Source organism: Variovorax sp. MPBD4-3, assembly GCF_058809745.1.
Map to the genome: position 1 here is coordinate 99111 of NZ_JBXASW010000010.1, position 11887 is coordinate 110997.

11 protein-coding genes are annotated in these 11887 nt (G+C 68.7%); 2 read left to right on the forward strand and 9 right to left on the reverse strand.

The features are described from left to right. Positions 1-8: 8 nt before the first annotated feature. The 3 genes from AC1RVW_RS08735 to AC1RVW_RS08745 form a co-directional block, all read right to left on the reverse strand. Positions 9-3287: an efflux RND transporter permease subunit gene (locus AC1RVW_RS08735; RefSeq protein WP_081271225.1), complete on the reverse strand. Its 3279-nt coding sequence runs from the start codon at positions 3285-3287 to the stop codon at positions 9-11. Positions 3288-3327: 40 nt separating this feature from the next. Then, positions 3328-4578, reverse strand: a complete 1251-nt coding sequence (locus AC1RVW_RS08740; protein WP_081271224.1) for an efflux RND transporter periplasmic adaptor subunit — start codon at positions 4576-4578, stop codon at positions 3328-3330. A 148-nt stretch (positions 4579-4726) separates the two neighbouring features. Next, positions 4727-5623, reverse strand: a complete 897-nt coding sequence (locus tag AC1RVW_RS08745; protein ID WP_493199325.1) for an alpha/beta hydrolase — start codon at positions 5621-5623, stop codon at positions 4727-4729. Between the two features lie 181 nt (positions 5624-5804). Here AC1RVW_RS08745 and AC1RVW_RS08750 point away from each other — a divergent pair, with 181 nt between their 5' ends. Next, positions 5805-6719 carry a LysR family transcriptional regulator gene (locus AC1RVW_RS08750; protein ID WP_081271222.1) on the forward strand — a complete coding sequence of 305 codons (915 nt, stop codon included), beginning with the start codon at positions 5805-5807 and terminating at the stop codon, positions 6717-6719. 198 nt (positions 6720-6917) lie between these two features. Then, the gene (locus AC1RVW_RS08755; RefSeq protein WP_106937466.1) at positions 6918-7673 is read left to right on the forward strand and encodes a flagellar brake protein; all 756 of its coding nucleotides are present in this window, start codon (positions 6918-6920) and stop codon (positions 7671-7673) included. Positions 7674-7687: 14 nt separating this feature from the next. Here AC1RVW_RS08755 and AC1RVW_RS08760 read toward each other — a convergent pair whose 3' ends face one another. The 6 genes from AC1RVW_RS08760 to cbiB are packed head-to-tail and all read right to left on the reverse strand — an operon-like array spanning position 7688 to position 11884. Beyond that, on the reverse strand, positions 7688-8152 hold the full coding sequence (locus AC1RVW_RS08760) for an OsmC family protein (RefSeq protein WP_106934718.1): 465 nt from the start codon (positions 8150-8152) through the stop codon (positions 7688-7690). Between the two features lie 29 nt (positions 8153-8181). Next, positions 8182-8733 (reverse strand): GNAT family N-acetyltransferase, encoded by a 552-nt coding sequence (locus AC1RVW_RS08765; RefSeq protein ID WP_493199328.1) that lies wholly within the window; start codon positions 8731-8733, stop codon positions 8182-8184. A 47-nt stretch (positions 8734-8780) separates the two neighbouring features. Beyond that, the gene (locus tag AC1RVW_RS08770) at positions 8781-9509 is read right to left on the reverse strand and encodes an LrgB family protein (protein ID WP_081271219.1); all 729 of its coding nucleotides are present in this window, start codon (positions 9507-9509) and stop codon (positions 8781-8783) included. Further along, complete coding sequence (locus AC1RVW_RS08775) at positions 9506-9859, reverse strand: CidA/LrgA family protein (RefSeq protein ID WP_285411726.1); 354 nt, start codon at positions 9857-9859, stop codon at positions 9506-9508. The genes AC1RVW_RS08770 and AC1RVW_RS08775 overlap by 4 nt, the downstream gene beginning before the upstream one ends. Positions 9860-9879: 20 nt before the next feature. Further along, a complete protein-coding gene (locus tag AC1RVW_RS08780) occupies positions 9880-10896 on the reverse strand; it encodes an aminotransferase class I/II-fold pyridoxal phosphate-dependent enzyme (protein ID WP_106934721.1) in 1017 nt (338 codons plus the stop codon). 7 nt (positions 10897-10903) lie between these two features. Then, positions 10904-11884 carry an adenosylcobinamide-phosphate synthase CbiB gene (cbiB, locus tag AC1RVW_RS08785; RefSeq protein WP_493199332.1) on the reverse strand — a complete coding sequence of 327 codons (981 nt, stop codon included), beginning with the start codon at positions 11882-11884 and terminating at the stop codon, positions 10904-10906. Between the last annotated feature and the right edge of the window lie 3 nt (positions 11885-11887).

An 11887-nucleotide genomic window follows, 5' to 3' on the forward strand; every position in this document is an offset into this window, starting at 1 on the left:
TTTCTTGATCAGTCGTCATGCGAAGGACGCGGCGACGCAGGCACGGGGTGCAGCCCGCCGCCACCCGAACCACCGTGCGACGAAGGGGCCGGCGCGGCCGGATGCTCGGCCGACACGAAGTCTTCGCCATGCGGCACCTGGCCGTGCAGCTTGAGCGGCCGGTTGCCCGCCAGGCGGCGCAGCAGCACGTAGAACACCGGCGTCAGGAACAGGCCGAAGGCCGTCACGCCGATCATTCCGGCGAACACCGCCACGCCCATGGCCTTGCGCATCTCCGAGCCCGCGCCGGTCGACAGCACGAGGGGCAGCACGCCCATCACGAAGGCCAGCGAGGTCATGAGAATCGGGCGCAGGCGCAGGCGGCTGGCTTCGATGGCGGCCTGCACCGGTGTGCGGCCGGCAAACTCCAGCTCCCGCGCGAACTCCACGATGAGAATCGCGTTCTTCGCACTCAGCCCCACCAGCACGATCAGCCCGATCTGCGTGAAGACGTTGTTGTCACCCCCCGATATCCACACGCCCGTCATCGCGGCCAGGATGCCCATGGGCACGATCAGGATGATCGCGATCGGCAGCGTCAGGCTTTCGTACTGCGCGGCCAGCACCAGGAACACCAGCAGGATGGCCAGCGGGAACACCAGGAAGGCGGAGTTGCCGGCCAGGATTTCCTGGTACGTCAGCTCGGTCCACTCGAAGCTCACGCCCTTGGGCAGCGTCTCGGCCGCGATCTTGGTGATCGCGTCCTGCGCCTGGCCCGACGAGTAGCCCGGTGCCGGGCCGCCGTTGATGTCGGCGGCCAAGTAGCCGTTGTAGCGCATGGCGCGTTCCGGCCCGAAGGTCGAGTTGACCTTCATCAGGGCCGACAGCGGCACCATCTCGCCCGAGGTCGAGCGCACCTTCAGCAGGCCTACGTCTTCGGCACGGGCGCGGTAAGGCGCATCGGCCTGCACCCGCACGCTGTAGGTGCGGCCGAACTTGTTGAAGTCGTTCGCATACAGGCTGCCGAGGTAGATCTGCATGGTGTCGAAGATGTCCGTCACCGGCACGCCGAGCTGGCGCGCCTTGGTGCGGTCGATGTCCGCGTACAGCTGCGGCACGTTGACCTGCCAGCTCGTGAACATGCCAGCCAGCTCGGGCGCCTGCTGTGCCTTGGCCATGAAGGCCTTCACCGCCGCGTCCATCTGGTCGTAGCCCACCGAGGCGCGGTCTTCCAGCTGCAGCTTGAAGCCGCCCGTGGTGCCCAGGCCCGCCACCGGCGGCGGCGGGAACATCACGATGAATGCGTCCTGGATGCCGGCGAAGGCACCGTTGAGCTGGCCGGCCACCGCGCCGCCGCTCTGGTCGGGGCGCTTGCGCTGGTCGAAGGGCTTGAGCGTGGCGAACACGATGCCCGAGTTCGAGCTGTTGGTGAAGCCGTTGATCGACAGGCCCGGGAAGGCGATGGCGTCTTCCACGTTCGGGTTCTTCTTCATGATCTCGCCCATGCGCTGGATCACTTCGTCGGTGCGGTCCAGCGTGGCGCCGTCGGGCAGTTGGGCAAAACCGATCAGGTATTGCTTGTCCTGCGCAGGCACGAAGCCGCCGGGCACCGCCTTGAAGAGGCCGAAGGTCACGGCGATGAGCGCGACGTAGATCGCCAGCATCAGCGCCTTGCGCGAGATGACGTTCTTCACGCCGCCGCTGTAGGCCTCGGAGCCGCGATGGAACAGCCTGTTGAAGCCGCGGAACAGCCAGCCGAAAGCCTTGTCCATGCCGCGCGTGAGCGCGTCCTTGGGCTGGTCGTGGCCGCGCAGCAGCAAGGCGGCAAGCGCAGGCGACAGCGTGAGCGAGTTGATCGCCGAGATCACCGTCGAGATCGCGATCGTCACCGCGAACTGGCGGTAGAACTGGCCCGTGAGGCCGCTGATGAAAGCCAGCGGCACGAACACGGCCACCAGCACCAGCGCGATGGCGATGATGGGACCCGACACTTCGCGCATCGCGCGGTATGTGGCTTCACGCGGCGTGAGCCCGGCCTCGATGTTGCGTTCGACGTTCTCCACCACCACGATGGCGTCGTCCACCACGATGCCGATGGCCAGCACCAGCCCGAACAGGCTCAGCGCGTTGATCGAGAAACCCAGCACGTGCAGCACCGCGAAGGTACCGATCACCGACACCGGCACGGCCAGCAGCGGAATGATGGAAGCGCGCCAGGTCTGCAGGAACAGGATCACGACCAGCACCACCAGCATGATGGCTTCGAGCAGCGTGTGGATCACCGATTCGATCGATGCGCGCACGAACTGCGTCGGGTCGTAGGCGATGCGGTATTCCAGGCCCTCGGGCATGTTCTTGTTGAGCTCTTCCATCGTCTTGCGGACGTTGGCCGAGATGTCGAGCGCATTGGAGCCCGGCGCCTGGAACACGCCCATGCCGACGGCCGGGTCGTTGTTCAGCAGCGAACGCAGCGAGTAGTCGGCGGCGCCCATTTCCAGGCGGCCGATGTCGCGCAGGCGGGTCACGGCGCCGTCGGTGCCGCTCTTGACGATGATGTCGCCGAACTCTTCCTCGCTCTGCAGGCGCCCTTGCGCATTGATGGAGAGCTGCATGTCCACGCCCGACAGGCCCGGCGAAGCGCCGACCACGCCGGCCGCGGCCTGCACGTTCTGGCCGCGGATGGCGGCCACCACGTCGCTGGCCGAGAGGCCGCGCTGCGCGACCTTCTGCGGGTCGAGCCACACGCGCATGGAGTAGTCGCCGCCGCCGAAGATCTGCACCTGGCCCACGCCTTCGATGCGCGCCAGCGGGTCCTTCACGTTCAGCACCGCGTAGTTGCGCAGGTAGTTGATGTCGTAGCGGTTGTTGGGCGAGACGAGGTGGACCACCATCGTCAGGTCGGGCGCGCTCTTGACGGTCGTGATGCCGAGCCGGCGCACTTCCTCGGGCAGGCGCGGCTCGGCTTGCGAGACGCGGTTCTGCACCAGTTGCTGCGCCTTGTCGGGGTCGGTGCCCAGGCGGAAGGTGACGGTGAGCGTCAGCACGCCGTCGGTGGTCGCCTGGCTGCCCATGTAGAGCATGCCTTCGACGCCGTTGATCTGCTCTTCGAGCGGGGTGGCGACGGTCTCGGCGATCACCTTCGGGTTGGCGCCGGGGTACTGGGCGCGCACCACCACCGAAGGCGGCGCGACTTCCGGGTACTCCGAGATCGGCAGCCCGCGCAGCGCGATCAGGCCGGCTATCAGCATCAATAGCGACAGCACGCCGGCAAAGATCGGCCGGTCGATGAAGAATTTTGAGAGATTCATGTTGGTTCTCCGGCGGGCGCGGGAGCGCCCTCCTCCGAAATCAGGACTTCGCGGCCTCGGCCACGCGTTCCGGTTGTTGTTGCTTGGGGTCGGCCTTGGCGTCCATCGTCACTTGCTGCGGCGCCACCAGCGCGCCCGGGCGGATGTGCTGCAGGCCGTTGACGATGACGCGGTCACCCGCCTTCAGGCCCTTGCTCACGACACGCAGGCCGTTGATGGAGGCGCCCAGCGTCACTTCGCGGTAGGCGGCCTTGCTGTCGTCGCCCACGACCATCACGAACTTCTTGTTCTGGTCGGTGCCGATGGCGCGCTCGCTCACCAGCAGCGCGCTGTCGCTGCGCGCCTGGCCCATGCGGATGCGGGCGAACTGGCCGGGGATGAGCGCGCCGTCCTTGTTGTCGAACGAGGCACGCACGCGCACCGTGCCGCTCTTGGCGTCGACCTGGTTGTCGATCAGCTGCAGCTTGCCGGTGAAGGGCGTGCCGTCGAGGCCGGCGGTGCCCATCTGCACGGGAATGCTCTCGATCTGGCCGCGGGCACTGGAGCCGGTGGGCAGTTCCTTCAGGGCACGGGTGATGACCTGCTCGTCGGCGTCGAAGCTCGCGTAGATCGGGCTCACCGACACCAGCGTGGTCAGCACCGGGGCGCCCGGACCGGCGGCCACCAGGTTGCCCACCGTCACTTCGATGCGGCCGATGCGGCCCGACACCGGCGCGCGCACCTGGGTGTAGCCCAGGTTCAGGCGCGCCGACTGCAGCGAGGCTTGCGCCGCGCGCAGGTTGGCGTCGGCTTCGCGGCCGGCGTTCACGCGCTCGTCGAATTCACGCTGGGCGATGGCCTTGTCGTCCCACAGGCGCCTGGCGCGCTCCTGCTCGCTGCGGCTGAACGACTGGCGGGCCTGGGCGGAGGCTACCTGCGCCTCGGCGCGCTCGACCTCGGCCGCGTACGGCGCGGGGTCGATGGTCACCAGCAGGTCGCCCTGCTTCACCAGCGCGCCTTCGCGGAAGTGCACCGACTGCACGGCGCCCGCGACGCGGGAGCGCACATCGACGCGCTCGACGGCCTCGAGCCGGCCCGAGAACTCGTCCCAGGCGTTGATCTCGCTCGAAGCCACGGTCGCCACCGACACCGGCGTGGCCTGCGGCGCGGCCGGGGCGTTGTTGGCTTCGGCCTTGAAGCTGTACATGCCCACCACCGCTGCAGCCACCGCCAGCAGCGCGGTCAGGCCGGTCACGGCGGGCCACAGGCCCTTGCGGGTTGCGGAAGACAGCTTTTTCTCGTTGTTCGACATGATGGTTCGTCCTTCTCGATGACTTTTGGGATGCAACAGGCCAGCCCGGTGCTTTTCGGCACCAGGAGGCGGATTTCGGAAAAAAAGAGGCCCTCGCACGCTGCCGCGCTGGCAGCGTGTCGATCAGGCGGACGGGGTCGGCCGGCTACTAACTGGGGTGGTTGGGCGCCGTGCCCTTGGGCACGGCCTTTGGCGTGGTGGCGCTGAAGAAATCACGGAAGTGCTGCTGCACCGTGGCCTCGCAGGCCACGCAAGCCGTGTTCTCGGTGTCGTACAGCGCCTTCGGCCAGTCGGTGGCGCTGGGCAGCACGCTGCTCGTCACCTCGATGCCGGCGGCGCGCAGGCGGCCCGCGAAGGTCAGCGCCTCGTCGCGCATGGCGTCGTCCTGCCCCACCAGCACCAGCGCGGGCGCCAGGGCCGACAGCCGCAGCGAGCCGCTGGGCACGGCATAGGGGTGCGTGGCGTTCGAGGGGCAGCTCAGGTACTTTTCCCAGCCGCTGGCCCAGCGGCATTCGGCCGCGTCGTTGGTGGCCTTGCGCAGCGAGGCGGTGCCGGCGCACGGGTCCAGCATGGGCGACAGCAGGATCTGCCCCGCCACCGGCGGATGCGCCCGGTCGCGGGCGATCAGCGCCACGGCCGCGGCCAGGTTGCCACCGGCTTCCTCGCCGGCCAGGTAGACCTGCGCGCCCTTGCCGCCCAGCTTGGTGCGCTGCTTGTAGAGCCATTCGAGGGCGGCATAGCCCACCTCGATCGGCTCCGGGAACGGCGACTGGGGTGCCAGCGGGTAGGCCAGCGAAACCACCACCGCCCCGGCACCGGCCAGCAGCCGGGCCACGTTGCGGCCGTTGTCCAGGCCGCCGCACACGAAGGTGCCGCCGTGGAAATGCAGCACCAGCGGCACCACGTCGCCCTTGGCGCGCTGGCCATACACCCGCGCGCCGACCGGCTCACGGCCGGGCAGCTCGATCGACAGATCGGCTTCCACGCCTTGTGCCGCGGCGCGCGCTGCGGCTTCGGCTGAACTGGACGATGGAACGGGTGACATGGGCGACCTCGGGGGAATGGGCGATGGTTGAAATATAAGGCGCTACATGGGGCCTTAAACAGGAAACATGGCCCCACTCTGTTTCCAAACCGACAACAATCCCGGGCGCCATGGGGAATGCCCGCATATGTGAGAATCCGCTCCCCCCGGTGTGGGCCGGGTATCCCAGAACAGGCATTCAATGGATCAAATCCAGGCCATGCGGATCTTTGTCCGCGTCGTGGAGGCAGGCACTTTCACCCGGGCCGCCGACTCGCTCGCGCTGCCCAAAGGCACCGTCACCAAGCAGATCCAGGCGCTGGAATCGCGCCTGCGGGTCAAGCTGCTCAACCGCACCACGCGCCGCGTGACGGTCACGCCCGACGGCGCGGCGTACTTCGAGCGGGCCGCGCGCCTGCTGAACGACTTCGACGACATGGAAGCCAGCATGACGAATGCGCAGGCCAACCCCACGGGGCGGCTGCGCATCGACATCGGCACCTCGGTGGCGCGGCTCATCATCCTGCCCGCGCTGGCCAGCTTCTGCGACCGCTACCCCGACATCCAGGTCGACCTGGGCGTGAGCGACCGCACGGTCGACCTGATCAGCGACAACGTCGACTGCGTGATCCGCGCGGGCGAACTCAGCGACCAGTCGCTGGTGGCGCGGCGCATCGGCACGCTGCACTTCGTCACCGTGGCGTCACCGGCGTACATCAAGCGCTACGGCATGCCGCAGCATCCGAACGACATCGAGAAGCGGCACCACGTGGTGAGCTATTTCTCGGGCACCACGCGGCGGGTGTACCCGCACGAGTTCAAGAAGGGCGACGAGCAGATCGAGCTGAACGGGCCCTACCGGGTGTCGGTGAACGAAAGCAACGCGCACATCACGGCGGTGCTGGGCGGCTTCGGCATTTCGCAGTGCATCACCTTCATGGCCGAGCCGCTGCTGGAAAGCGGCGAACTGGTCGAGGTGCTGCCCGACTGGAGCCGCGACCCGCTGCCCATCCACGTGGTCTACCCGCCCAACCGGCACCTGAGCGCGAAGGTACGGGCCTTCGTGGACTGGGCCGCGGAGCTGTTCGCGAAGAATCCGAGGCTGCAGCGGCGCTGATTGCGCCACATTTGCAGAAGATAATTCGCGCCGGACCCTAAAACTTGGCCGTCCGATGCCGCTATTAACTGAGGTCCGATTCCGGAAAGCGTCGCGATTTCCGGTTGGAGGCACGTGCCGCGGGCCCACGGGGGCCGCGCAGCAGCCCCGGCAGGAGCCTTGGTACGCGCCCGCAAGAACATACACACCGGCAAGCTCATGGATACAGACCAGTCGAACGGCCAAGCCGACGCGCCCGACGAAAGCACAGGCAATTTCGGACGCCGCACGCCGGCGGAAATCGGCGTTCAGCTGCGCAATCTCGTCAATCGCAGCAACAACCTCACCGTCCAGTACGCGGGCGGCCAGCTCGTGACGCAGCTGCTGGACGTCGATCTGCGCAGGCGTGTCTTCACCTTCGACTGGGGCTCGCAGCCCGAGCAGAACCGGGGCCTGCTGGCGGCGCGGCGCTGCCTGTTCCAGGCCCAGCCGGAAGGCGTGCGCATCGAGTTCTCCATCGGCACGCCGCGCGAGGTGCGCTACGAAGGCATGCCCGCATTCGAGGCCGACTTTCCCGAAGTGCTGGTCTACATGCAGCGCCGCGAATACTTCCGCGTCGACGCGCCCATCCTCGATTCGTACACCTGTTCGGGCCGCCTGCCGCCCAAGGGCGATCCGTTCAGCTTCGAGGTGCAGGACCTGTCGATCGGCGGCGTCGGCCTGCGCACCAAGGACGAGCGCGTGGCCGAACTGCCGGTGGGCACGCGCCTGCTCGACTGCGAACTGTCGCTCGGCACGCTGGGCCAGCTCACGCTCGACATCCAGCTGGTGTCGCGGCGCGACACCACGCTGGAGAACGGCACGATCCGCTACCAGCTGGGATTCCGATTCGTTGCTCTGCCGGCCGGCGCCGAAACCGCGCTGCAGCGGCTGATCACCCGGCTCGAGATGAAGAGCCGTTCGCTGGTGGGCTGAAGCCGGTCGGCCGGTCAGTACACCGGCTCGCAGCGCACCTCGGTGCGGACCGAATTCGCGATGAAGCACTCTTCGTGCGCGCGGTGGTGCATCTGGTCGATCTGCTCGCGCGTGGGCAAGTGCTCGCCCGAGAAATGCACCTCGGGCCGCAGCGTGACCACGGTCATGGCCATCTTTCCCTCGGCGTTCTTTTCCATCGTGCCGACGGCCGCGTCGAAGTAGCGGTCGACCACGAACTTGCGCTTCACCGCCATCGTGAGGAACCACAGCATGTGGCAGTTCGACAGCGAGGCGACGAACATTTCCTCCGGGTCGACGGCCGAGGCGTCGGACATGGGCAACGGCACCACGTGCGGCGACGACGACGCCGGCACCTCCGCCCCGCCGTCGAAGCGCAGCGTGTGCCGCCGGCTGTAGGTGTTGCCCAGGAAATCCTGCTCGCCTCGCTGCCAGAGGACTTCGGCTGTGTAGTGGGCCATGGGCGGCGCTCCTTGCCTGTCGGCGGTTGTCAGAGATGGATGAAGTAGCGGAACTTGGTCAGGCTGCCCTGGCTTGGCAGGGTGAGGAAGGTCTCGGCCTGCACGCCGCCGTTGGCCAGGATCACCTTCTGCGACGCGAAGTTGTCGGGGCTGGTCGTGATCTCGACGCGGCTCAGCCCCTCGGCGGCGGCCAGCGTGAGCATGGCGCCCAGCGCGCGCGTCGCGTAGCCCCTGCGCTGCTTCCACGGCACCACGCTGTAGCCGATATGGCCCAGGCAGTAGACCGGCAAGGCAATGGTTCCGGGCTGCCAGCGCAGGTCGATGCTGCCGCAGAACTCGCCGTCCCACATCCAGAGCTTGTAGCCCGGCAGGCGCGGCACCCGCGAGCCGTCGGGCAGCGTGACCGGCGGGCCCTTGGCCTCGCGGTCCACCAGGTTCTCGAGGAACAACGCGGCATCGGCCTCGATGGCCGCGCGCTCCTCGGCGCCCGATTCGGGCCGCGACTCGTCGCGCGCCCAGCCCCGGTTCAGGGCCGACACATAGCTGGCCAGGTACGGCTTCGCGGGCCAGACGAGCTCCATCGGCCGCGGCTCGGTGATGGATCTGGGCCAGTACCGCGGCACGCGCCTCAGGCCCCCATCAGCCTGACGATCAGCGGCACCAGCAACGCCGTCGCGATGCCGTTGAGCCCCATGGCCAGCGCGGAGAACGCGCCCGCCGTCTCGTTGACCTGGATGGCCCGCGCCGTGCCGATGCCGTGCGCAGCCATGCCGACCGCAAAGCCGCGCACCGCGGGTTCGCGTATGCGCAGCAGGTTCAGGAGCCCGGTGGCCATGATGGCGCCCGAGATGCCCGCAATGGCCGCCGCCACCGCGGCAAGCGACGGCAGGCCGCCGATCTTCTCGGCCACGCCCATCGCGATCGGCATGGTGGCCGACTTGGGTGCCAGCGACATCATCAGCTCGTGCGAGCCGCCCAGCACCCACGCGATGCCGATGGCCGAAACAATGGCGGCGACCGAACCCACCAGCAGCGCCACTCCGATGGGCAGCCACAGCCTGCGCAGCCGGCCGACCTGCCCGTAGAGCGGCACCGCCAGCGCCACCGTGGCCGGGCCGATGAGGAAGTGCACGAACTTCGCGCCCTCGAAATACGTGTCGTAGGGCGTGCGGGTGAGCAGCAGCACGGAGACGATGACGATCACCGATATCAGCACCGGGTTGACCACCGGATTGCGCCCGCTGCGCGTGTGCAGCCACAGCGCGCCCAGGTACGCCAGCAGCGTCAGCGACAGCCACAGCAGCGGCGACTGCGCGAGGAAGACCCAGATTTCGGACAGCCTGGCAGGTGCGCTCATTCCGCATCCTTGCCGGTGATGCGGATCATCCAGCGGAAAGTGAGCGCGGTGACCGTCATGGTGAAGGCCGCGCCCACGATGCCTGCCGCGAGGAACGGCAGCCACTCGCGCCCCACCCGCTCGAAGTGCAGCATGACGCCGGCCACCGCGGGGATGAAGAGCAGCATCAGGTTGCGCAGCAGATGGCCCGCGGTGTCGCCCAGCGACTGCGGCACGCGGCCGCGCACCAGCAGGCCGACGAACAGCAGCACCATGCCGATCAGCGGCCCCGGGATCGGCAGGTTGAGCCACTGCACGAGCAGTTCGCCGGCGAGTTGGCAAAGAAAGAGCGTGGTGATGGCGTAGAGCATGGTTCTTTTCGGTTGTCGGCTCAGCACGGATGTTCGGGGGAGCGTGCGGCGCTTGTCCACCCCTGCTTCAGGGCTTGCTGGCTCGCGGGCGGCAGCACGCCCAGCCGCACGTGGCCCGGCAGGCCGAACGAAGCGCAGTCGCGCAGCTTGATGCCCTGCGCGCGCAGTGCCGTGGCGACACGGGGATACGGCTCGTCGGTGCGCGCGCAGAAGAAGTTCGCGTCGCCGGGCAGGCACTCCCAGCCGAGGGACTCGCACACGGCGCGCTGCCGCGCTTTCCATTCGCGAAGGGTGTCCAGGCTTTGTTCGAGCCAGCACTGGGCTTCATTGCCGGTCCATGCCTCCAGCAGCGCCACGCCATGCGTGCCCAGAGGCCACGAGGGCGCCAGCAGTTCGAGGCGCTCCATCAACGGAGAGCCGACGGCGTCGAGGGGCGCGATGGCATAGGCGGCGCGGATGCCGGTGAGGCCCATGGCCTTGTTCGGCGTCCACATCTGCCAGACGCGGTCGCGTTGCGCCGCGCCCAGCGAAGGACGGCCTTCGAGGCGCAACGGCTCGTAGGCCATGTCGAGCACGCAAGGCCCGCCCTCGCCCTGCGCATGCGCCACCAGATCGGCCTGCGGCTGCCCGAGCGGGCTCGACGGTTCGCAGCACCAGCGCAAGCCGGCGGCATCGAACGGCGCCGGCGCGCGCAGCACCTGCAGGCCCCAGGCGCGCGCGGCGCGCTCGTAGTCGCCGTAGCTGTGGGCCGGCAGCCAGGCCGTGCGGGCGCCGCCCTGCGCGACGGCGGCGCTGATGCGGTGGATGAATTCGCTCGCGCTGGCCGCGATCACGATGCGCTCCGGCGCCACGCCGTGAAAGCCCGCGAGCCGGTCGCGCAAGGCGGTGTAGCGCGGGTCCGGGTAATGCGCGGCGTCGGCGTCGCGCAGCGCGGCCAGAACGGCCGGGCACGCACCCACCGCGTTGCCGTTGGTCGAGAAGTCGTGCGGCGCGGCGCCCGATGCGTCGGGGCCGCCGTGGATGAGGCCGTGCGTCATTCGCGCGTCACCCCATCACCGCGAAGATGACCGCCGAAGCACACACCGCCCAAGCCACGACCGCCCTTGCGCCCAGTTGCGCGGCACGCCGGGTGTCGGCCGCGGCGACCGCTCGCCCTTCGGCATTGAGCGCATACACGCCGGGCTTGGCCAGCCGAACGCCGAGCAGCAAGGCCATCGCCGCCATCGGCCAGCCGCTGTTGGGCGACGGCGTGCGACGAGCCTCTTCAGGCAACCCGGCCGGCCAGCGCCAGGCGGCCAGCGCAAGCAGCAATGCCGTGATGCGCGCGGGCACCCAGGAGAGCACGTCGTCCGCGCGCGCGGCCCATTTGCCGAACCATGTCCAGTCACGCCCGCCGCGTTCGCCGCGGTAGCCCCACATCGCATCCGCCGTGTTGGCGAAACGGTAGACCGCGGCGCCCGGCAGGCCGAACAGCAAGAACCAGAACACCGGGGCCACCAGCGAGTCGTTGAGGTTCTCGGCGAGCGACTCGATGGCGCTTTCACGCACCTCGCGCTCGCCGAGCCCGGCCACGTCGCGGCTCACCAGCCGCGCTAGTTGCGCGCGGCCCGCGTCGAGCGACACGGCCAGAGCGTCCTCGACGGCCAGCACCTCGTCGCGCAGCATGCGCCATGCGAACAGCGGCTTGAACAGCAGGCCCAGCAGCACGGCCACCGCCCATGCGGGCAGCCACTGCACGATCGCGCCCTGCAAGGCCGAGGCCACGCCCCAGACGGCCATCGCGCCGATGCACCAGGTCAGCGCGCCGATGAGGAAGGCCGGCAGGTCGACCGGCTTCGCCCGGGGATGCAGCGGCGCGACGCTCGATCCGATCCAGCCGAGGTAGTTGCCCATCCACACCACGGGATGCAGGTAGGCGCGCGGCTCGCCGAGCCAGCGGTCGATGGCCAGCGCGATCCACAGCGCGCCGACCAGGGCGAGGGAATAAGGCAGGAGCGAATCGTCAGCAGGCATGGGAGCCGCCATTGT